This is a genomic window from uncultured Polaribacter sp. (assembly GCF_947497695.1).
In the GTDB taxonomy this organism is placed as follows: domain Bacteria; phylum Bacteroidota; class Bacteroidia; order Flavobacteriales; family Flavobacteriaceae; genus Polaribacter.
Genome location: NZ_CANMHM010000001.1, coordinates 1 through 21,787, shown reverse-complemented (window position 1 = coordinate 21,787; position 21,787 = coordinate 1). Strand labels below are relative to the sequence as shown.

At 31.1% G+C, this 21,787-nt stretch carries 20 protein-coding genes, 1 tRNA gene and 1 riboswitch; of the genes, 20 read left to right on the top strand and 1 reads right to left on the bottom strand.

What is annotated here, in order from left to right; genetic code table 11:
• Positions 1-21 precede the first annotated feature (21 nt).
• The 20 genes from Q0731_RS00105 to Q0731_RS00010 all read left to right on the top strand — a co-directional run bounded on the left by Q0731_RS00105 (position 22) and on the right by Q0731_RS00010 (position 20,990).
• Positions 22-435, top strand: a complete 414-nt coding sequence (locus Q0731_RS00105) for an Rrf2 family transcriptional regulator (protein WP_299058489.1) — start codon at positions 22-24, stop codon at positions 433-435.
• A 253-nt stretch (positions 436-688) separates the two neighbouring features.
• Positions 689-952 carry a DUF2061 domain-containing protein gene (locus Q0731_RS00100; protein WP_299058487.1) on the top strand — a complete coding sequence of 88 codons (264 nt, stop codon included), beginning with the start codon at positions 689-691 and terminating at the stop codon, positions 950-952.
• Positions 952-1,566, top strand: coding sequence for a phosphoadenosine phosphosulfate reductase family protein (locus Q0731_RS00095; RefSeq protein ID WP_299058485.1), 615 nt, complete (start codon positions 952-954; stop codon positions 1,564-1,566). The genes Q0731_RS00100 and Q0731_RS00095 overlap by 1 nt, the downstream gene beginning before the upstream one ends.
• Before the next feature lie 9 nt (positions 1,567-1,575).
• On the top strand, positions 1,576-2,481 hold the full coding sequence (gene cysD / locus Q0731_RS00090) for a sulfate adenylyltransferase subunit CysD (RefSeq protein ID WP_299058483.1): 906 nt from the start codon (positions 1,576-1,578) through the stop codon (positions 2,479-2,481).
• 100 nt (positions 2,482-2,581) lie between these two features.
• Complete coding sequence (locus tag Q0731_RS00085) at positions 2,582-3,829, top strand: GTP-binding protein (RefSeq protein ID WP_299058481.1); 1,248 nt, start codon at positions 2,582-2,584, stop codon at positions 3,827-3,829.
• A gap of 26 nt (positions 3,830-3,855) precedes the next feature.
• Complete coding sequence (locus Q0731_RS00080) at positions 3,856-5,949, top strand: HEPN domain-containing protein (protein ID WP_299058479.1); 2,094 nt, start codon at positions 3,856-3,858, stop codon at positions 5,947-5,949.
• 10 nt (positions 5,950-5,959) lie between these two features.
• Positions 5,960-6,730: a uroporphyrinogen-III C-methyltransferase gene (gene cobA / locus Q0731_RS00075; protein WP_299058477.1), complete on the top strand. Its 771-nt coding sequence runs from the start codon at positions 5,960-5,962 to the stop codon at positions 6,728-6,730.
• Positions 6,731-6,798: 68 nt separating this feature from the next.
• Positions 6,799-7,374 (top strand): bifunctional precorrin-2 dehydrogenase/sirohydrochlorin ferrochelatase, encoded by a 576-nt coding sequence (locus tag Q0731_RS00070; protein ID WP_299058475.1) that lies wholly within the window; start codon positions 6,799-6,801, stop codon positions 7,372-7,374.
• Between the two features lie 80 nt (positions 7,375-7,454).
• Positions 7,455-8,510 carry an NAD(P)/FAD-dependent oxidoreductase gene (locus Q0731_RS00065; protein ID WP_299058473.1) on the top strand — a complete coding sequence of 352 codons (1,056 nt, stop codon included), beginning with the start codon at positions 7,455-7,457 and terminating at the stop codon, positions 8,508-8,510.
• 130 nt (positions 8,511-8,640) lie between these two features.
• On the top strand, positions 8,641-8,970 hold the full coding sequence (locus tag Q0731_RS00060) for a 2Fe-2S iron-sulfur cluster-binding protein (RefSeq protein ID WP_299058471.1): 330 nt from the start codon (positions 8,641-8,643) through the stop codon (positions 8,968-8,970).
• A gap of 7 nt (positions 8,971-8,977) precedes the next feature.
• Complete coding sequence (gene epsC, locus Q0731_RS00055; protein WP_299058469.1) at positions 8,978-9,733, top strand: serine O-acetyltransferase EpsC; 756 nt, start codon at positions 8,978-8,980, stop codon at positions 9,731-9,733.
• A 4-nt stretch (positions 9,734-9,737) separates the two neighbouring features.
• Positions 9,738-10,625, top strand: coding sequence for a cysteine synthase CysM (gene cysM / locus Q0731_RS00050; protein WP_299058467.1), 888 nt, complete (start codon positions 9,738-9,740; stop codon positions 10,623-10,625).
• A 64-nt stretch (positions 10,626-10,689) separates the two neighbouring features.
• A riboswitch (SAM riboswitch) is annotated at positions 10,690-10,818 on the top strand.
• A 47-nt stretch (positions 10,819-10,865) separates the two neighbouring features.
• Positions 10,866-11,861 (top strand): homocysteine S-methyltransferase family protein, encoded by a 996-nt coding sequence (locus Q0731_RS00045; RefSeq protein ID WP_299058465.1) that lies wholly within the window; start codon positions 10,866-10,868, stop codon positions 11,859-11,861.
• A 123-nt stretch (positions 11,862-11,984) separates the two neighbouring features.
• Positions 11,985-14,660 (top strand): methionine synthase, encoded by a 2,676-nt coding sequence (gene metH / locus Q0731_RS00040; protein WP_299058463.1) that lies wholly within the window; start codon positions 11,985-11,987, stop codon positions 14,658-14,660.
• A gap of 3 nt (positions 14,661-14,663) precedes the next feature.
• The gene (locus Q0731_RS00035) at positions 14,664-14,906 is read left to right on the top strand and encodes a hypothetical protein (RefSeq protein ID WP_299058461.1); all 243 of its coding nucleotides are present in this window, start codon (positions 14,664-14,666) and stop codon (positions 14,904-14,906) included.
• 129 nt (positions 14,907-15,035) lie between these two features.
• Positions 15,036-15,992, top strand: coding sequence for a methylenetetrahydrofolate reductase [NAD(P)H] (gene metF, locus Q0731_RS00030; protein ID WP_299058460.1), 957 nt, complete (start codon positions 15,036-15,038; stop codon positions 15,990-15,992).
• 271 nt (positions 15,993-16,263) lie between these two features.
• Entirely contained in the window at positions 16,264-16,581 is a 318-nt protein-coding gene (trxA, locus tag Q0731_RS00025) for a thioredoxin (RefSeq protein WP_299058459.1), read from the top strand.
• A 329-nt stretch (positions 16,582-16,910) separates the two neighbouring features.
• Positions 16,911-17,831 (top strand): DUF58 domain-containing protein, encoded by a 921-nt coding sequence (locus tag Q0731_RS00020; RefSeq protein ID WP_299058458.1) that lies wholly within the window; start codon positions 16,911-16,913, stop codon positions 17,829-17,831.
• Between the two features lie 65 nt (positions 17,832-17,896).
• Positions 17,897-17,970, top strand: a tRNA-Asp gene (locus Q0731_RS00015).
• 422 nt (positions 17,971-18,392) lie between these two features.
• Positions 18,393-20,990 carry a T9SS type A sorting domain-containing protein gene (locus Q0731_RS00010; protein ID WP_299058456.1) on the top strand — a complete coding sequence of 866 codons (2,598 nt, stop codon included), beginning with the start codon at positions 18,393-18,395 and terminating at the stop codon, positions 20,988-20,990.
• A 327-nt stretch (positions 20,991-21,317) separates the two neighbouring features.
• Here Q0731_RS00010 and Q0731_RS00005 read toward each other — a convergent pair.
• On the bottom strand, positions 21,318-21,787 hold a 470-nt coding region (locus Q0731_RS00005; RefSeq protein ID WP_299058454.1), incomplete at its 5' end, for an IS982 family transposase.

The window sequence follows — 21,787 nt, the reverse complement described above, 5'->3', positions numbered from 1 at the left end:
TAAATTGTGTAATTTTGTAGTATGTTATCTAAAAAGACAAAATACGGAATTAAAGCACTTACCTATTTGGCAAGACAAGAGAATAAAACACCAGTTGCTATTGCTACGATTTCTAAAAGTGAAAATATCTCTTTAAAATTTTTAGAAAGTATTCTTCTAACACTTCGTAAAAATGAAATTTTAGCTTCTAAAAAAGGAAAAGGTGGTGGTTATTATCTGCTGAAAGAACCTAGTGAAATTCAAATGACTGCTGTTATGAGGGTTTTAGAAGGACCTATTTCAATGATTCCTTGTGTTAGTTTAAATTTTTACGAGAAATGTAAAGATTGTCCTGATGAAAATGCTTGTGCTGTTCATAACTTAATGGAACAAGTTAGGGATAACACCTTAAAGATTTTTAGAAATACAACTTTATCTGACTTGTGTAAGTGTTAAGTTTTTTTAAACATTAGCTATTTACATCAACCTTTAAAAAAGGCAGTAATTTCAAGTTTTTTTGCAAATTTTTACATGAAACAAACTTGTTTATGAATAGCATATTCGCAAATTTTCCATACTTTTCTTATTAATCTACTAATTTTGTAGGGTTTGTGAAATTATTAGTATTTTTTTTCGACATAATAGAAAGAATTAAAGTATGTTTGCATACCCTACCAAGTAAATAGGGTATTAAAATTGTCAAATTATTATGATTGTAGATCAAATGATTTTTAGTAAAAAAATAGCAAAACAACGTTATGAAGATGATGTTGCTTCAGAAAAGCCAGTAAGGAGTATTGTAAAAGCAATAAGTTGGAGAGTTGTTGGTACATTAGATACTTTATTGGTATCTTATATGGTTACTGGTAAAATTGAATTAGCAGCCTCAATTGCATCCGTAGATTTTTTAACAAAACTAATTTTGTACTTTTTTCATGAAAGAATTTGGAACAAAATAAAATGGGGTAAATAATGAGTCTAGATATAGATAAAATAAATAACGAATTAAAGGATAAAAGTCCTAAAGAAATTATAGCTTGGGCTATTTCTTCTGCTAAAAATGCGGTAATTACAACCAACTTTAGACCTTATGAAGTTGCAATTTTAAATGCAGTAACAGAGGTTAAAAAAGATATTAAAGTGATTTGGTGTGACACAGGTTACAATACTGTGCAAACCTATAAACATGCAGAAGATATTATCAAAAGATTGAATTTAAATATTCATTTATATACACCTAAACAAACAGCTGCTCATAGAAATGTTGTTTTAGGAGTTCCTTCTGTAGATGATCCAAAACACGTTCTTTTCACAGAGCAGGTTAAGTTAGAGCCTTTTGCAAGGGCAATGAAAGAGCATCAGCCAGATGTTTGGTTTACAAATTTAAGAAAAGGACAAACAGCATTTAGAGATAGTATTGATATTGTTTCTGTAAGCAAAGACGGTATTATAAAAGTGAGTCCTTTTTACAATAGCACAGATAAACAATTAGACGCTTACTTAGCAGAAAAGAATTTGCCAAATGAGTTTACATATTTCGATCCAACAAAAGTAGAAAGTAATAGAGAATGTGGTTTACACATCTAAAACAGAATTATGAGTAATAAAACAATACAAGTAGATGCCTTAGAAAGTGAAGCAATTTACATTTTTAGAGAAGTAGTAGCACAGTTTGAAAAACCTGTTTTACTTTTTTCTGGAGGAAAAGATAGCATCACTTTAGTGCGTTTGGCACAAAAAGCATTTTATCCTGCAAAAATTCCTTTTCCTTTAATGCATATTGATACAGGGCATAATTTCCCTGAAACAATTGAATTTAGAGATCGTTTAGCAAAAGAATTAGGTGTTGAATTAATTGTTAGAAATGTACAAGATAATATCGATTCTGGACGCGTAAAAGAAGAAACAGGTAGATATGCAAGTAGAAATATGTTGCAAACAGAAACCTTGTTAGATGCTATTGAAGAGTTTGGCTTTGATGCTTGTATTGGTGGAGCAAGAAGAGATGAGGAAAAAGCAAGAGCTAAAGAACGTATCTTTTCTGTAAGAGACGATTTTGGTCAATGGGATGAAAAAAACCAACGTCCAGAAGTTTTTGATATGTTAAATGGTAAGATAGATTTAGGTCAGAATGTACGTGTTTTTCCAATTTCAAATTGGACTGAATTAGACGTTTGGTCTTATATAGAACAAGAAGATATTGAAATTCCATCTATCTATTTTGCACATAAAAGAAAAGTATTTGTAAGAGATGGAATGATTTGGTCTGCAGATGATGAAGTTGTTTTTAGAGATAAAGAAGAAGAAGTCTTAGAAAAAATGGTTCGTTTTAGAACTGTAGGAGATATGAGTTGTACAGCAGCTGTATTGTCTGATGCAGTAGACATTGCAAAAGTGGTTGAAGAAATTAGAGATTCTTCCATATCAGAAAGAGGTGCAAGAATAGATGATAAACGTTCTGAAGCAGCAATGGAAAAAAGAAAACAACAAGGGTATTTTTAAAAATTTGCCTTTAGCTATTGGCTTTTAGTCTTTAGCAAAAATTTAAACAGAATACAAATACAGCTAAAAGCCAATGGCTAATAGCGAACAGCTTATAAAAATGAAAGTATTAAAAATAGCAACAGCAGGTAGTGTAGATGATGGTAAAAGTACCTTAATTGGTCGTATTTTATACGATACAAAATCACTAACTGATGATAAGTTAGAAGCAATAGAAGAAAAAAGTAGGCAACGTGGTTTTGACTATTTAGATTTTTCTTTAGCAACCGATGGTTTAGTTGCAGAACGAGAACAAGGTATTACAATTGATGTAGCACACATATATTTTTCTACACCAAGTAAAAGTTTCATTATTGCAGATACTCCAGGTCATATAGAGTATACAAGAAATATGGTAACAGGTGCTTCTACAGCTCAAGCTTCAATCGTATTAATTGATGCAAGAAACGGAGTGATAGAACAAACATACAGACACTTTTTTATCAATAATTTATTAAGAATAAAAGATGTAGTTATCGCTGTAAATAAAATGGATTTGGTAGATTTTTCTGAAGAAAAATTCAATGCAATCAAAAAGGAAATTGAATTTATAGCAAGTAAGAGTGGGTATAGAGGTCAGAATTTAACATTTATACCAATGTCTGCTTTACAAGGAGATAATGTTGTACATAAATCTGAAAATACACCTTGGTATAAAGGAGAAACGTTAATGCATCACTTAGAGAAATTAGAGCCAGAAGACATTTCCGAAATTTCACAAGCTCGTTTCCCTGTACAAACAGTAATCAGACCTAAAACTGAGCAGTATCATGATTTTAGAGGATATGCTGGTAAAATTTATGGAGGAGATTTATCTGTAGGAGATGAAGTTGCTGTATTACCATCCCAAACAAAATCTAAAATTAAAACGATTAATTTCTTTGATAAAGAGTTTGAAACTGCAAAAAGAGGAAGTTCTGTGACAATTACTTTAGAAGATAATGTAAATGTAAGCAGAGGAGATATGTTAGTAAAGGTAAATGAAGAACCAACCATTGCAAAGCAATTAGATGCAACTATCTGTTGGATGGATAAAGAGCCTTTAAAAGCATCACAAAAATATTACATTAAGCATGGTGTAAATGATGCCCAAGCTAAAATAACAAAATTGTCTAGCATTATTAATACTGATTTTTCTGGGATAGAAGAAAATCCATCAGAATTAGTATTGAATCAAATAGGAGACATACAATTAAAATTGAGCAAACCATTATTGGTAGATTCATATAGTGACAATAAATCTAACGGATCCTTTATTTTAATTGATTCAAAAACAAATAGTACAGTTGGTGTAGGTTTTATAAAATAAACCTATTTAATTAAAATAAGAATAGAATGAAAAGTTTTGAAACAGAAATAGAAAATCCAGTTGTAGAAAGAGATATTATTGAGTTAGCAGATAAAATTGCTGCATTTAATAATCTACAAATAGATGAAGAAAAATTTAGAAGTTTACGTTTAGCAAGAGGAGTTTATGGTCAGCGTCAAGAAGGCGTACAAATGATTCGTATCAAAATACCTTATGGTAAAGTAAAAACAAACCAATTACGTAGAATTGCAGCAGTTTCAGATGAATATTCTAGAGGTAGATTACATATTACAACACGTCAAGATATTCAAATTCACTATGTAGATTTACAGAGAACACCAGAATTGTGGGCAGAATTAGAACGTGATGATGTTACCTTAAGAGAAGCTTGTGGAAACGTGGTTAGAAATGTAACTGCATCAGAAACAGCAGGGATTGATGTAGATGAACCTTTTGATGTTTCTCCTTATGCAGATGCACTGTATAAATTCTTTTTACGAAACCCAATCTGTCAAGAAATGGGACGTAAATTTAAAGTTTCTTTTTCTTCTACGGATGAAGATACTGGCTTGTCTTATCTGCATGATTTAGGATATATTGCTAAAATTCAAGATGGTGTTAGAGGCTTTAAAGTGATGGTTGCAGGAGGTTTAGGTTCTCAACCAAGACATGCAGAAACTTTATATGAGTTTTTACCTACAGATAAAATTATTCCAGTAATGGAAGGAGTTTTAAGAGTTTTTGATCGTTATGGTGAACGTAAAAGTAGAGCCAAAGCACGTATGAAATTCTTATTAAAAGACATTGGTTTAGATGCTTTTAAAAAATTAATTGAAGAAGAGCAAAATGCGATCGAATTAAAAACAGTGGCAATTGATGCTGATGCTTATGTGGCTTCAACTCCAGTTTCTGTAGATGCGCCAAAAGTAGAAATAAAAGACCAAGCAGCTTTTGATTTATGGAAATCGACAAACATCATTCCGCAAAAACAAACAGGTTTTGTTGCAATCGGAATTAAAGTTTTATTAGGAGATTTTTATACAGACAAAGCTCGTTTATTAGCAGATTTAGTTGATGCTTATGGTGCAGGAGAAATTCGTTTAACATTGCGTCAGAATATTGTAATTCCTTTTGTAAAAGAAGATTTAGTGCCTTTCTTTTATCAAGAATTAGAAAAATTAGGTTTTGTAGAAGCAGGTTACAACAAAGCAGTAGATATTACAGCGTGTCCTGGAACAGATACTTGTAATTTAGGTATTGCAAGTAGTACAGGTATTTCTGTAGAATTAGAAAAAGTAATTGCAGCAGAATATCCTCAGTATTTAAAAAATGAAGATTTAGTAATTAAAATTAGTGGTTGTATGAATGCTTGTGGACAACACAACATGGCAAACATTGGTTTTCAAGGAATGACGGTAAGAACGCCAGATAAATTAGTAGCACCAGCATTACAAGTTTTGTTAGGTGGTGGTAATTTAGGAAACGGGAATGCTCTTTTTGCAGATAAAGTAGTTAAAGTACCAAGTAAAAGAGGTCCTGAAGCTTTAAGAAGAATTTTAAATGATTTTGAAGCAAACGCCAAAGGAAAATCTTTTGTAGAATATTATAAAGTTACTGGTGATCGTTATTTTTACGATTTATTAAACGATTTACAAGACGTAACTAATTTAACTCAAGAAGATTTTATTGATTGGGGAGAAGAAGATAAATACGTTAAAGAAATAGGGATTGGAGAATGTGCAGGTGTTGTTATCGATTTAATAGCTACACTATTTTTAGAAAGTGATGAAAAAATTGATAATGCAAATGAAGCTTTAGAAAACAGAGTGTATTCTGGAGCTATTTATTATGCATATCAATCTATTGTAAATTCGGCAAAAGCATCCTTATTGGCAGAAAATAAGAAAACAAATACACATGCTGGTATTATTTCTCAGTTTGATGAGTTATTTATTGTATCAGAAAAAATAGATTTAGGGTCTTCTTTTGCAGATTTAATCTATCAAATTAATAAATTTGCACCAACAAAAGAATTTGCAGAAAAATATATAAAAGATGCAAATACGTTTTTACAAAAAGTAAGAGCTTATAGAGAATCTGAGGTTGTAAAATCAAATTAGTATAAAATAAATGAGCTTAAAAACACCAAAGTTAACAGTTGTAGGAGCGGGTCCTGGAGATGTAGATTTAATAACTATAAAAGCTATTAAAGCTTTAAAAACTGCGGATGTTGTTTTGTTTGATGCTTTGGTAAACGAAGAATTGTTAGATTATATAAAACCAGAAGCAGAACAAATTTTTGTAGGAAAACGAAGAGGTTGTTATAAATATCAACAAGAGCAAATTAACGAGTTAATTGTTGTAAAGGCAAAGTCAAACGGACATGTAGTTCGTTTAAAAGGTGGAGATCCATTTATTTTTGGTAGAGGTACAGAAGAAATGGAATATGCTGCAAAATTTGGATTAGAAGTAGCAATGGTTCCAGGTATTTCATCATCAATGGCAGTTGCTGCAAGTCAAAATATACCGGTTACAAAACGTGGGTTTGCAGAAAGTTTTTGGGTAATTACAGGAACTACAAAAGAGCACAAAATATCAAATGATATTGAGTTAGCAGCAAAATCTAATGCTACTGTTGTTGTTTTAATGGGGATGAGTAAATTGCCTCAAATAGTACAGTTGTTTCAAGCAGAAGGTAAAAATAATTTACCAGTTGCAATTATTCAAAATGGAACAAGAAATAATGAAAAAATAGGCATTGGTACAGTTGATACCATAGAGAAAATTGTTGCAGAAAAGGAGTTGAAAAACCCAGCCATTATTGTTTTAGGAGAAGTTGTAAAACATCGTCAAGCAATTTTAAATATTCAGCAACAATATTTAGTAGAATTAAAAAAGTAATAAATTTTAGTCAATTTATATTTTAAAACATAAAAAGTCTAAATAGATATCATTTTGAGAACGTAATAATGGAAAGAAATAATTTATATCCTATTTTTTTAAAAGCAAAAAGTTTAAATGTACTCATTGTTGGAGGAGGAAATGTGGCTGAAGAAAAATTAACTTTCTTGTTAAAATCGAGTCCAGATGCTAAAGTTTTAATGGTTTCACCAATGTTTAGAGAAGGAACAATTGAGCTTGCAAAAAAAGGCTGTGTTACTTTGGTAAAAGATGTGTATCAACAAAAATATTTACAAGGAAGACATATGGTAGTTGCTACCACTGAGTTTCCAGAAGTAAATGTGCAAGTTTGGAAAGATTGTAGAGCACAAGCAAAATTGGTAAATGTTGCAGATAATCCTCCTTATTGTGATTTTTATATGGGTGGTATTGTTACCAAAGGAAATGTAAAAGTAGCCATTTCTACTAATGGAAAATCGCCAACAACAGCTAAGAGATTACGTCAGTTTTTTGAAGATGTTATTCCAGAAAATGTAGATGATTTAGTAAAAAATTTAAACGAGTATAGAAAGACCATCAAAGGTAACTTTGAGGAAAAAGTAGAACAGCTAAACGAATTTACAAAGAGTTTAGTAGAAAAATAAAAGGTTATTAGCCTTTAGCTTTTTGCAGTTAGCAATTAGCGAACGGCTAAAAGCAAATAGCTAAAAGCAAATATTAAAAAATGATTACAACAGATATCTTAATTATTGGTGCAGGGCCAACAGGGTTATTTACAATTTTTGAAGCAGGTTTATTAAAATTAAAATGTCATTTAATTGATGCTTTGCCACAACCAGGAGGACAATGTTCAGAGATTTATCCGAAGAAACCAATTTATGATATTCCTGCGTATCCAGAAATTTTAGCAGGTGATTTAACAGATAAGTTAATTGAGCAAACAAAACAGTTTGAGCCTGGTTTTACTTTAGGAGAAAGAGCAGAAACAATTGATAAGCAAGACGATGGTACTTTTATTGTTACAACAAATAAAGGTACAAAACACCATGCTAAAATTGTAGCAATTGCTGGTGGATTAGGATCTTTTGAGCCAAGAAAACCAAAAATTGAAAGTTTAGAAAAGTTTGAAGATAATGGAGTAGAATACATTATTAAAGAACCCGAATTTTACAGAGATAAAAAAGTAGTAATTTCTGGTGGTGGAGATTCTGCCTTAGATTGGGCAATATTTTTATCTGATGTAGCGTCTGAAGTAACATTAATTCATAGAAGAAATGAATTTAGAGGAGCTTTAGATTCTGTTGAAAAAGTACAAGAATTAAAAAATTTAGGTAAAATTACAATGATAACTCCTGCAGAAGTAAAAGGGATTGTTGGTGAGGATAAAGTTACAGGTGTTGTTGTAGAGAAAAAAGGAGAAGAACCTTTTACATTAGAAACAGATCATTTTATTCCTTTATTTGGGTTATCACCTAAATTAGGACCTATTGCAAATTGGGGCTTAGAAATTGAAAAAAATGCCATTAAAGTAAACAATGCTTTAGATTACCAAACAAATATACCAGGAATTTATGCAATAGGTGATGTAAATACATATCCTGGTAAATTAAAATTGATTTTATGTGGATTTCACGAAGCAACATTAATGTGTCAGAGTGCTTATAAAAGAATTTTTCCAGATAAAAAATATGTGATGAAATACACAACAGTTGGTGGTGTAGAAGGTTTTGATGGAACTAAGAAAGAAGCACCAAAAGCAGTTGTAAAAGCGATAGATTAATTTAAGAAATTTGGTTATAATATCCTGTGAGGACTTTATAGTCTTTGCAGGATTTTTTTTATACCTTAGTTGATAATATAATTGTTAGGTTTGTGTAAATTTGCAGACATACAGAATAAAAGAAATAAAGATGCAAGACATCAATATAAAAATTACAGACAGAAACGGAGTAACGCATGATGTAGTTGCACCAACAGATATGGCAATGAACTTAATGGAAGTTGTTCGTTCTTACGAGTTAGCTGAAGAAGGTACTATTGGTATTTGTGGAGGAATGGCAATGTGTGCTTCTTGTCAATGTTATGTGAATTCAGATAATGAGTTACCAGAAATGTCAGATGATGAAGATGCAATGTTAGCAGAAGCATTTGATGTAGAAGATAATAGTAGATTGGGGTGTCAAATACAAATGACACCAGCAATGGAAGGTTTAGAAGTAACATTAGCACCAGAATCTTAGGGCTAAAATGAAAGAAACAACACGAATAATAGGTTTTAAAAATTACAGCATGTGCTTAAGAGATGCTGTAGGTGATTTTACAAAACAATTAATTAATAATTTGTTTGATGTAAATCATTGTACAGAAAGTGGTCAAGAAACAAAAGCTAAATTTTTAAAGATCTTAGAAAGATTATCCGTTGAAAATGGAGAGGATTTATGGAATGTTTTTGAAGCATCTTTTATAACTATTAGAGGTAAATTAGATTTAGATGCTATTGCAGCAGAAAAAAATGATCCAGCAGCTAAAAGTTTAGAAGAAATTTATTTAGCATATCCAGGTTTTTATGCAATTGCTGTGTATCGTCTAAGTCATCAATTATTAAAACAAGAAATCCCTATTTTACCTAGAATGATTAGTGAATTTGCACATGGTGTAACAGGTGTAGAAATTCATCCAGGAGCAGAAATAGGAGCGTCATTTCATATAGATCATGGAACAGGAATTGTTATAGGAGAATCTGCTATTATTAAAGATGAGGTACAAATTTTTCAAGGTGTTACTTTAGGAGGTATTAAAGTTAAAAAGAGTTTAGCATCTACAAAAAGACACCCAACTATAGAGAGTGGCGTTGTAATTTATGCGAATGCTACTATTTTAGGAGGGGATGTTGTAATCGGAAAAAATTCTGTAATTGGAGCCAATGTTTGTATTACAGAATCTGTTCCAGAAAATTCTGTTGTAACTGTTCAAGCAGAAAATAATATTTTTCAAAAAAAATAATAAGATGAAGACTAAAAGTATCATAGATTTTGTAGGAAATACACCTCTAGTAGAAGCGCAGCATATATTTAAAAAGGAAGGAGTAACATTACTTTTAAAGTTAGAAGGTAATAATCCTGGAGGAAGCGTAAAAGATAGAGCTGCTTATTATATGATTTCTGAGGCTATCAAAAGAAAAAATATAAGAAAAGGAGATACTTTAGTAGAAGCAACAAGTGGTAACACAGGTATTGCTTTAGCTTTAATGGCAAAGGTTTTAGGTGTAAATATGGTGCTTACAATGCCAGAAAATTCAACCATAGAAAGAGTAAAAACAATGCGTGCTTATGGTGCAGAAGTAATCTTAACATCTGCAGAAAAAGGGATGGAAGGTGCAATTGATCATGCATTAAAATTAAAGTATAAAAAAGGTTATTTTCGTTTAAATCAGTTTGATAATTTAGACAACCCCAAAGCACATTTTAATACTACAGGACCAGAAATTTGGAGAGATACTGAAGGGGAAGTTACGCACTTTGTTTCTGCAATGGGAACAACAGGTACAATAACAGGTGTTTCAGATTATTTAAAAGGTAAAAATAAAGACATTATTATTGTTGGTGCACAACCAAAAGATGGGGCAAAAATACCAGGGATTAGAAAATGGTCTGATGAATATATGCCAGCCATTTTTAAACCGAATAAAATAGACCAAGTATTTGAAGTTGGAGAAGATGAAGCCAAAGCAATGACAATACGTTTGGCAAGGGAAGAAGGAATTTTTTCTGGAATGAGTAGTGGTGGCTCTGTTGCTACTGCCATAAAAGTTGCCAACTCAATAGATAAAGGGGTAGTCGTTGCTATTATTTGTGATAGAGGAGACCGTTATTTATCATCAGATATTTACGATTAAATTGTAAAATACAAAAAAAAGTTCGTTACTTTTGTACCGAATTTAAGTTCATAAACTTATTGATATGTTATCATGAAAGGTTGAGGGATTAGACCCGTTGAAACCTTGGCAACCTCTTGTTTTTTTTCTAAGAAAGGTGCTACATTCTACTTTTTATATCAAATTTATTTGAACTAAAAAAGACAGATAACAGCGAAAACTTCACTTTTCCTGATGACATATTGATAAAAACATCAAAAAATGTCAAATATTTACAAAGCTTTACAAGAACGAATTTTAGTTTTAGATGGTGCAATGGGTACTATGCTACAAGCTTATAAATTTACGGAAGAAGATTTTAGAGGAGAACGTTTTAAAGACTACCCAACTCCTTTACAAGGGAATAATGATTTGCTTTCAATAACACAACCAGAAGCTATAAAAACCATTCATGGTAAATATTTTGAAGCTGGAGCAGATATTATAGAAACCAATACTTTTTCTGGAACTACCATTGCCATGGCAGATTATCAGATGGAAGATTTAGTCTATGAACTAAATTATCAATCGGCAAAAATTGCCAAAGAAGTTGCTGTAGAGTTCACAGAGAAAGAACCACACAAGCCTCGTTTTGTTGCAGGATCAATAGGACCAACAAACAGAACAGCAAGCATGTCTCCAGATGTTAACGATCCTGGTTACAGAGCTGTTACTTTTGATGATTTGCGTATTGCTTACAAACAACAAATAGAAGCTTTAATTGATGGTGGTGTAGATTTACTTTTAGTAGAAACGGTGTTTGATACCTTAAATGCAAAAGCAGCTTTATTTGCTATTGAAGAAGTAAAAGACGAAAGAAATATTGAAATACCTACCATGTTAAGTGGTACAATTACAGATGCTTCTGGTAGAACTTTATCTGGCCAAACTGCAGAAGCTTTTTTAATCTCTGTTTCTCATATTCCATTATTAACAGTAGGTTTTAATTGTGCTTTAGGAGCCAATTTATTGCAACCTCACTTAGAGGCGATTGCAAATAAAACTAATTTTGGCGTTTCTGCACACCCAAATGCAGGTTTGCCAAATGCATTTGGTGAGTATGATGAAACTCCAGAAGAAATGGGAGAGCAAATTGAAGAGTATCTTAAGAAAGATTTAATCAATATTATTGGTGGTTGTTGTGGTACAAGTCCAGAACATATTAAGGTAATTGCAGATATTGCTGCTAAATATAAACCAAGAGTAGTTGTTGGTTAATAGTTTTAGTTGGTGGTTTTCATCAACATAAAAAAATAAAAGATATTCATTAAAGCGTCAACTCAATAACTATAAACTAAATAAAGTTTATAAACCTTTTCCAATTGTAGAACATTATAAATAATGAAGATAAAACAAACAAAATACATGCAATTGTCTGGTTTAGAACCACTAGTTCTAAACGAAAACAGTAATTTTATAAATGTTGGAGAACGCACAAACGTAGCTGGTTCTAAAAAATTTCTACGCTTAATCAAAGAAGAAAAATTTGATGAAGCCTTAGATGTTGCAAGACATCAAGTAGATGGAGGTGCACAAATTATCGACATTAATATGGATGATGGTTTAATTGACGGAAAAGAATCAATGGTTCGTTTTTTAAACTTAATTGCAGCAGAGCCAGATATTTGTAGAGTACCAATGATGATTGATAGCTCTAAATGGGAAATTATAGAAGCTGGTTTACAAGTTGTACAAGGTAAATGTGTTGTAAATTCTATTTCATTAAAAGAAGGAGAAGAAAAATTTATTTGGGAAGCAACCCAAATTAAACGTTATGGAGCAGCTGTAATTGTAATGGCTTTTGATGAAGTTGGGCAAGCAGATAACTACGAACGCAGAATAGAAATTGCAAAACGTTCTTATGATGTTTTAGTAAACAAAGTAGGTTTTCCATCAGAAGATATTATTTTCGATTTAAATATATTTCCTGTTGCTACAGGAATGGATGAGCATAGAAGAAATGCTGTTGATTTTATAGAAGCAACAAAATGGGTTAGAGAAAATTTAGAAAATGTTTCTGTAAGTGGTGGTGTAAGTAATGTGTCTTTTTCATTTAGAGGAAACAATGGTGTTAGAGAAGCAATGCACTCTGTGTTTTTATATTATGCCATTCAAAATGGAATGAATATGGGAATTGTAAACCCTGCTTTGTTAGAGGTTTATGATGATATTCCTAAAGATTTATTAGAGCATGTAGAAGATGTTATTTTAGATAGAAGAGAAGACGCTACAGAACGTTTATTAGATTTTGCAGAAACTGTAAAAGGTTCTAAAAAAGAAAAAGGAGTCGATTTAACTTGGAGAGAAAACTCCCTGCAAGAAAGAATTACCCACGCTTTAGTAAAAGGTATTGATGCTTTTATTATAGAAGATGTTGAGCAGGCAAGGCAAGAAGCCGTAGCGCCAATAGAGGTAATAGAAGGGCATTTAATGATGGGTATGAATGTAGTTGGAGATTTGTTTGGAGCAGGAAAAATGTTTTTACCACAAGTAGTAAAATCTGCCCGTGTAATGAAAAAAGCAGTAGGTTACTTAAACCCATTTATTGAAGCCGAAAAAGGTGACAAACAAGAACCTGTAGGTAAAATATTAATGGCAACTGTAAAAGGCGATGTGCATGATATTGGTAAAAATATTGTAAGTGTTGTTTTAGCTTGTAATAACTACGAAATTGTAGATTTAGGAGTAATGGTTCCTCCAGAAAAAATTATAGAAGCTGCAATTAATGAACGTGTAGATGCAATTGGTTTATCAGGTTTAATTACACCTTCATTAGACGAAATGGTGTATTTAGCCAAAGAAATGCAACGTCAAAATTTTGAAGTTCCTTTATTAATTGGTGGTGCAACAACCTCAAAAGCACATACTGCAGTTAAAATTGATACACAATACAAAAACGCTGTGGTTCATGTAAATGATGCTTCAAGAGCAGTAACTGTTGTAGGTGATTTATTAAACAAGAAAACGTCTCACAAATATGTAGCTGATTTAAAGAAAAATTACGACGAATTTAGAACCAAGTTTTTAAAGCGTGGTAAAGAAAAAAGTTATATTTCTATTAATGAAGCTCGCAAACGTAAATATAAAATTGATTGGAAAACTTCTGAAATTGTAAAACCTAAAGAACTGGGGATACAAACTTTAGAACAATTGAGTTTAAAAGAATTAGTCCCTTTTATAGATTGGAGTCCGTTTTTTAGAAGTTGGGATTTACATGGTAAATTTCCAGATATTTTAACAGACAAAGTAGTTGGTGAGCAGGCTACTATAATGTATGAAGAAGCAAAAGTTATGATTGATGAAATTATAGCAAAGCAACTGTTAAAACCAAAAGCAATTTTTGGGTTGTTTGAAGCAAATACAGTCAACGAAGATGATATTTCTGTTCATAAGAAAGGAGAAGAAGTTGCTGTTTTTAGAACTTTAAGACAACAATTACAGAAAAGAGAAGGAATACCCAATCATGCTTTGGCAGATTTTATTGCTCCAAAAGATTCTGGTCTTACAGATTATATGGGGGCTTTTTGTGTAGGTATTTTTGGTGCTCAAGAATTAGCAGATAGCTACAGGGCTCAAGAAGACGATTATAATGGTATTATGGCACAAGCAATTGCAGATAGATTTGCAGAAGCTTTTGCAGAATATTTACACAAACAAATTAGAACAAAACATTGGGGCTATGCAGCAAATGAAACCTTGTCTAATGATGATTTAATAAAAGAAACCTATAAAGGTATTCGTCCTGCTCCTGGTTATCCTGCGTGTCCAGATCATTTAGAAAAAGAAACCATTTGGGAATTATTAGATGTAGAAAACCAAATAGGAGTCCAACTAACAGAAAGCATGGCAATGTGGCCTGCAGCAGCAGTTTCTGGATATTATTTTGCCAATAAAGAAGCAAAATATTTTGGTTTGGGTAAAATTACAGATGATCAAGTAACAGATTATGCTACAAGAAAAGGAATTACAAAACAAAAAGCAGAAAAGTGGTTACATCCTGCTTTAGCAGAAGAATAAAATATGGAGTTTATAGAATTAACACTAGGCAGTTATGTAATTTCTCATGGTTATGATCAAAATAATAAAGAAATCATTGTACAAATTCCTGCAGATAAATTTGGAAAGAAATTAATAGCAGTTTCAAGAATTAAATCTTTAAGTGAAAAATATGTTTTAACAGATTATGTAGATGGAAGATGGATTTACTGGGAATACAAAGAAGACTTTGAAGACGTAAAAAAGTTACTAAAAAACCCATCCTAACCTTCCCCAAAGGGAAGGAAAACTCGATTGAAAACTATTAGTTAAAAGAAATAGATTTAAAAAGTATAAAATATTAACATAAAATAACCCGCAACATTTTCCCTCCTTTGGAGGGATTAAGGGAGGCTAATGAAAGTTACAGATCATATAAAAAACGCCAACGGTAAAACGTTATTTTCTTTTGAAGTAATACCACCACAAAAAGGAAAAAATATTCAAGATTTATACAATAATATAGATCCTTTAATGGAGTTTAATCCACCTTTTATAGACGTTACAACCTCTAGAGAAGAGTATGTTTATGTAGATAAAGGAAACGGACTTTTAAACAAGAGAATTACCAGAATGCGTCCAGGAACTGTGGGTATTTGTGCCTCTATTATGCACAAATATCAAGTAGATGCAATTCCACATTTATTATGTGGAGGTTTTACAAAAGAAGAAACAGAATATGTTTTGGTAGATTGCCATTATTTAGGTTTAGATAATGTGGTTGCGTTAAGAGGAGATGCTAGAAAAGATGAATCTTATTTTAAAGCTACAGAAGGAGGTAATGCTTTTGCAAGTGATTTGGTGCAACAAATTTCTGATTTAAACAGCGGAAAGTATCTGCATGATGATATAAAAGTAGAGCATAATTACGATTTTTGTGTAGGTGTTGCAGGCTATCCAGAAAAACACATGGAATCTCCATCTTTAAATACCGATTTAAAACGTTTAAAACAAAAGGTTGATGCTGGTGCAGATTATGTGGTAACGCAAATGTTTTTTGATAATAAAAAATATTTCGATTTTGTTAAAAAAGCAAGAGCAATAGGTATTACAGTGCCAATTATTCCAGGAATTAAACCAATAGCAGTAAAAAGACATTTACAGGTTTTACCACAAGTTTTTAAAATTGATCTACCAGAAAATTTAATTGAAGCAGTAGAATCTTGTAAAGATAATAAGGCTGTAAGACAAGTTGGTATTGAGTTTGCTATACAACAATCTAAAGAACTAAAAGAGGCTGGTGTGCCGTTTTTACATTATTATTCTATGGGTAAGAGTGATAATATAAAGGCAATTGCAAAAGAATTGTTTTAATTTTTTTTTGGGCGTTCCTAAAAAGGGCGGGCTTTTCGCACTCGCTTCACGCTAAAAAGCGTGAGAGCTCAAACAAATGCTTCAATCCCTAACGCAATTAATTACATTTAAAACTAATTTTAGTAACAACTAAAAAAGTAATATTAAATTTTGCTAATAAAAACAATTGATACACAAATAGTAAAAAGCAATTTTTTAAAAATAAAGAACTAAAAAAAATGTTTACTTTTGAAATTGTAAACAACAACAACAATTTTAAAAAAAATATAAGATGGCATTAGAAATCACAGACGCAAATTTTGACGAATTAGTATTAAAATCAGACAAACCAGTATTGGTAGATTTTTGGGCAGCTTGGTGTGGACCTTGTAGAATGGTAGGACCAATTGTAGACGAAATTCATACAGAATATGATGGCAAAGCAGTAGTTGGTAAAATAGATGTTGATGCTAATCAAGAGTTTGCAGCTAAATATGGTGTTAGAAATATACCAACTGTTTTGATATTTAAAAACGGTGAAGTTGTAGATAAACAAGTAGGTGTTGCACCTAAAAACGTATATACAGGTAAAATAGATGCAGCTATATAGTACATTTATTTTTTATTATATTCAAAAGGTTTGGCTAACGTCAAACCTTTTTTTATTTTAGTGAAACTCAATTTTTAAAAGTTGCAAAGCAACACATTAAAAACTGTAAGTTGAACTAACCACGCTATTTAGTGTGATCTCAAATTATTTATTCTAAAATTTTTAGGTGTTAATATAAGGTTGTAAAGCAACATATTAAAAATTATAAATTGAACAAATCACTCTAAAAGCTTGGTGTCAGAGTTTTTTTTTGTATTTTATTAGAATAACCTTTAGTTTTTAGTTGTAGTTTTAAAAATATAAGAACAAAACAAAGCTTTAAAAATAGTATGAACTTATCCGAAGTAAAATCAGCAGAAATAAAAAACTTAGGCATACTTGCAAAACAAGTAGTAGAAGGCTTTATAACAGGTATGCATAAAAGTCCCTTTCATGGGTTTTCTGTAGAGTTTTCTGAGCATAAATTATATAATAAAGGAGAGAGTACACGTCATATAGATTGGAAATTGTTTGCAAAAACAGAAAAATTATACACTAAAAAGTATGAAGAAGAAACCAATTTACGATGTCATATTATTATAGATAATTCTGCCTCCATGCATTATCCTGTGGTAAAAACACAAACTTTAAACAATCTAAATAAAGTGGGTTTTTCATCTGTTGCAGCTGCTTCTTTAATGGAAATTTTAAAACGCCAAAGTGATGCTGTTGGTTTAAGTATTTATTCAGATACTTATGAATATTATGCACCAGAAAAGGGAAGTAATCGTCATAGAAGTATGTTATTAGGGCAATTAGAAAAGTTATTAGTTTCTAATTCAACAGCTAAAACAGAAACCTATAAATATTTGCATGAAATTGCGGATAAAATTCATAGACGTTCTTTAATTTTTTTATTTACAGATATGTTTCAGCCATCTAAAGATAACGAAGCCTTGTTTGCAGCTTTAAGGCATTTAAAATACAATAAACATGAGGTTGTTTTATTTCATACTTATGACTCAGAAACAGAATTTAATTTCAATTTTGACAATGCTCCCAAAAAATTTGTAGATTTAGAAACAGGAGAAGAAATAAATGTATATGCAGAAAATATTCAAGAAAAATATACCCAATTTGTAAATAATTATTTTAAAGAACTGAAAAGTAAGTGTTTACAATATAAAATTGATTATGTGCAAGTAGACATCCAAAAAGGGTACAATAAAATTTTGACAGCTTATTTAATCAGTAGAAAAAAAAATAAATAATTTTTTTTCATTTTATGTTTGCAGATATAAAAATACATTGTATATTTGCAACCGCTAAAAGCAACGGTCTGGTAGTTCAGCTGGTTAGAATACCTGCCTGTCACGCAGGGGGTCGCGGGTTCGAGTCCCGTCCAGACCGCAAAAAGCATCTCATTTTTTTGAGATGCTTTTTTGTTTTATACACTTTTTAGAAAATTTAGGAATTAAGAGGATCAAGTCCAAAAGTTGTGAGATTCACATTTTACGCATAAATATTCGTTAGTATAAAAAGGAAAAACTCAATATTTCTTACACCTCTAAATTGTACTCTAAACGTTTTTATGCATCAAGTGGATAAAGTCTAAAAATACTATGGAGGATCAATATTTATAATAAATTTTATAAAATTCTCAGTTTTTACTTAATCTAAAAGTGTGTTTTAAGAGCACTTTAATCTACTTAAGTGATATTATCTATTTTTAAAGTTTTAACGTCTATGGTATTATAAAATCTAAGCTTTAATTTTGATGTGTAACTTTATTATTAGATACCTGATAAGTTATATCTTTTAAATAGTATATTATGAAAAAAAGCAACTTACTTCTAGCTATTTTATCAATTTTAATAGCCTCTTTTGTCTACTACAGTTTCTTTCAAAACGAAATTCCTAAAAAAGTAGGAGATGAATTTAAAGAAAAGAAAGGAAGACCTAAAATTAAAAATCCTGAGCCAGCTCCTTTTGATCCTTCTAAATTAGAAGAAAAAGAATTAATTGATTACACAAAGTGGAGATCAGATATAGAAGCTTCAGGTTATCAGTTTACAGACTATAGTACAAAACAACCAAATAGAAAAGTAGAATATTTTTCTGATTTACCAAGTTATTCTTATGCCAATAATAGAGTTACTGGAAGTTGGAGTCAGAAATATGTACACATGACTTCTGCTAATGGGCCAGGATACAATGAAGGAGGTTCTGATGCTCTAGGTTCCGTTTATGATCCTGTAAACGATGAAATGTTTATATTGTCTAGACCAGGTCATATTTATAAAATTGATGAATCAAAAAGCATAAAATGGTCACTTAGAAATCATAAACGTAATTTTTTAGGAAGTACGAGTTTAAATTTTAGAGGCTTAGTTTTAAACGGTGTTAATTTACCAGACAATAGTTTTCGTCTTGTATTTCAGCAGCCAGATGGAGGTATGGAATTTTCTGATGATGAGGGAAGAACTTGGACAACAGCAAATGGGGCTTTGTTTCAAAGTTCTTTAAACTTTAAAACTCATGTTGTAAAAACACCAACAGGAAGAAGAGTGGTTGCTCATGGTGGAAACCTTGAAGGGGGTGCTGGTTTTGATAAACTCTTCATTTCAGATGATTATGGTTTAAATTATAGAGAGTCTAGTTTTAAATTTGCTAGAAGTTCTTTTGAGGTAAATACAACCAAGCCTCATAATGACAATAGTATTTATGCCTTTGTAAGAAGAATTAGCGACTCTAAAATATTTATTTTTAAATTAGGTGCAGATGACACAGATTTTTCTTTAATAAAACAACCAACACAAACCTTCCCTGGCTTAGATACTTTGCATGGAACCTTAGTTGGTGGACGTTTTTATTTTTATGTTAGTGATGGGAATAGAAATATTTATTACTCAAATGATGAAGGAGAAACCTGGCAACATACCAATACGAATAATGATAGGAATATAGTAGGTGTTCACCCTACAAGACCAAATATTGTTTTTAAAGGATTTGTAGACTTATTTATGTCTCAAGATTTTGGGGCTACTTTTGCAGCAAATCGCCATCGATTAAGTCCAACTACTTATGTTTGGGATTTAGAACATTTAAGAATATCAGATAAAGAAGGTGGAGGTAGTTTTACTTTTGCAGGGATGCATTTTGGGAGCTATTACACATCAGATCCAGCTGATTGGAGTTCTTGGAAAAGTGTTAATAGAGGAAGTCCTAATATTCTTGCTTATGATGCTATTACAAGTGAAGTTCATGACAGAATATATACTGCAAATCAAGACAGAGGATCACAAAGTTTTTTAGACACCCCTTCTGTAAATGGCTATTATAATGCAGATAGAGAGGCTAATACAGATGTTTTTAGAGTTGCCTTCTCTAAAAATGAATCGTCAGTTTGGTTTTGGTATTGGTTTGGTACTATTGGTAGAGCAAGTACAACAAATGGTGGTAATTACGGTACAGTAACTAGAAAAGATTTTTATGATAGTTGGTGGGCAACAAGTATGATTCCTTCACCTGACGAAACTGAAGATGCAATTTATATTCCTACAGGTCAAAATCGATTAGAAAAAATTACTTACACTGGTAGTACATTACTAAGAACAATTCATCCATATACTTTTCCAGGTAGTGTTGTAAGTTTTAATTATTCATCCTTTAATAAAAGTAGATGGTATGTAGGATTAAAAACTGGAGAATTCTTTTACTCTACAGATGGAGGGGCTACTTTTACTCAAACAAGTTATTCAGGAACTATGCCAGGGCAACTTGATAGGCATACCAAACAAAGGCAAGTTATCGTGGCAAGCCCGAAAGATGAAAATGTAGTTTACTATGCAGGAAGAGGAAATAATTTTTTAATTTCTAATGATGGTGGTATAACATTTACAAATCATAATACAGGACTTAATGTAAGTGGAATTATGGACTTTACTGTAGATCCAACTGGTAAATATATTTTTGCTGCCTGTAATTTTAGTGGAGCTTGGGTGTACTCTGCTGAAGAAGATCGATGGTATAAAATGGATGGAGATGACGTGCCTAGTCTTACTGCTTTTACAGATGCTCAATATATTAAGTCTAAAGATATTGTAAGGTTTTCAACTTATGGTAGTGGTATTTTAGATTTTACTATTAATAATGAATCACTTTCTATTAATGACAATTTATTACAAAGCCTAAATAGTATCAAAGCCTTTCCTAACCCAACTAGTGATCAATTTGAAATTAAGATATCAAGTTCTAAGGTTGATGTATTGGTTCATATATATTCCATAACAGGTAAGCTTATTTCTAATAAAAAACATAAGGTTAAAAATGGTAAAATTAATTTAAGTTTAGAAAATGAGAACGCTGGTATTTATATTACCAAAATATTTTTAGAAAAACCATTAATGATTAAAATAGTAAAAAAATAAGCTATAAAATCGATCTTATTTCAAACAGATTTATGTTTGCGAAAAAAAAATGTATAGTGTTTAAAAAAAACGCATAAAACTTGTAGCTATAACTTTTATGCGTTTTTTTTAATATAAAACTAGGTATAAACAATCTTTGTAAAGAAAGGCTTAACTAAAACTAACTAGGCTTTTAAAGGAAAATAATCTATAAACTCTATTTTTACATTTCAAATATGGTTTCAAAAAAGCTCTATTAATTATTCTCTTTAATAGCTTGTTGTCTTTATTCATAAAAATTTTACAGATAAATAAAGAACATTTTTATTAAACTTACGTGAGTTCGACTTAACTTATACTTTTATTAGGTAACATATTATCAATTTTTATAGAAGGTTTCTTAGGTAAAAAAGAATATGCAATTAAACCAGAGATTAAATTTGAAATAAAATTATCAACTGACCTATGTCTAGTATGTTCAATATAACATACATTTTTTAAGACATCGTTTACAGATTCTATGATAGCTCTTTTTCGCAAGTAAATACGATCCATAAAATCCATAGCTTTTTTCTTCATATTTTTTCTAACCTTTGTTATAAGGTGAATACCATCTACAAATAATTTATCGAATAAATCTTTTCCAAGATACCCCTTATCTCCGTAAATTTTACCAAATATTTTATCATTAAAAGATTTATTTCGAAGTGGTTTTCTATCATCTACATTGCCTGGAGTAAGCATAAACTCAACTATTTCTCCTTTATCATTGCATACAAGATGTAATTTAAAGCCATAAAACCAACCTAAAGTTCCGT

Excerpts from the sequence above, each read along its gene's own strand:
- Q0731_RS00010 (WP_299058456.1), top strand. The coding sequence starts at position 18,393 with ATGAAAAAAAGCAACTTACTTCTAGCTATTTTATCAATTTTAATAGCC.
- Q0731_RS00085 (WP_299058481.1), top strand. The coding sequence starts at position 2,582 with ATGAAAGTATTAAAAATAGCAACAGCAGGTAGTGTAGATGATGGTAAA.
- Q0731_RS00045 (WP_299058465.1), top strand. The coding sequence starts at position 10,866 with ATGTCAAATATTTACAAAGCTTTACAAGAACGAATTTTAGTTTTAGAT.
- Q0731_RS00020 (WP_299058458.1), top strand. The coding sequence starts at position 16,911 with ATGAACTTATCCGAAGTAAAATCAGCAGAAATAAAAAACTTAGGCATA.
- epsC (WP_299058469.1), top strand. The coding sequence starts at position 8,978 with ATGAAAGAAACAACACGAATAATAGGTTTTAAAAATTACAGCATGTGC.
- cysD (WP_299058483.1), top strand. The coding sequence starts at position 1,576 with ATGAGTAATAAAACAATACAAGTAGATGCCTTAGAAAGTGAAGCAATT.
- cobA (WP_299058477.1), top strand. The coding sequence starts at position 5,960 with ATGAGCTTAAAAACACCAAAGTTAACAGTTGTAGGAGCGGGTCCTGGA.
- Q0731_RS00095 (WP_299058485.1), top strand. The coding sequence starts at position 952 with ATGAGTCTAGATATAGATAAAATAAATAACGAATTAAAGGATAAAAGT.
- Q0731_RS00065 (WP_299058473.1), top strand. The coding sequence starts at position 7,455 with ATGATTACAACAGATATCTTAATTATTGGTGCAGGGCCAACAGGGTTA.
- metH (WP_299058463.1), top strand. The coding sequence starts at position 11,985 with ATGAAGATAAAACAAACAAAATACATGCAATTGTCTGGTTTAGAACCA.
- Q0731_RS00035 (WP_299058461.1), top strand. The coding sequence starts at position 14,664 with ATGGAGTTTATAGAATTAACACTAGGCAGTTATGTAATTTCTCATGGT.
- cysM (WP_299058467.1), top strand. The coding sequence starts at position 9,738 with ATGAAGACTAAAAGTATCATAGATTTTGTAGGAAATACACCTCTAGTA.
- Q0731_RS00070 (WP_299058475.1), top strand. The coding sequence starts at position 6,799 with ATGGAAAGAAATAATTTATATCCTATTTTTTTAAAAGCAAAAAGTTTA.
- metF (WP_299058460.1), top strand. The coding sequence starts at position 15,036 with ATGAAAGTTACAGATCATATAAAAAACGCCAACGGTAAAACGTTATTT.
- Q0731_RS00080 (WP_299058479.1), top strand. The coding sequence starts at position 3,856 with ATGAAAAGTTTTGAAACAGAAATAGAAAATCCAGTTGTAGAAAGAGAT.
- trxA (WP_299058459.1), top strand. The coding sequence starts at position 16,264 with ATGGCATTAGAAATCACAGACGCAAATTTTGACGAATTAGTATTAAAA.
- Q0731_RS00060 (WP_299058471.1), top strand. The coding sequence starts at position 8,641 with ATGCAAGACATCAATATAAAAATTACAGACAGAAACGGAGTAACGCAT.
- Q0731_RS00100 (WP_299058487.1), top strand. The coding sequence starts at position 689 with ATGATTGTAGATCAAATGATTTTTAGTAAAAAAATAGCAAAACAACGT.
- Q0731_RS00105 (WP_299058489.1), top strand. The coding sequence starts at position 22 with ATGTTATCTAAAAAGACAAAATACGGAATTAAAGCACTTACCTATTTG.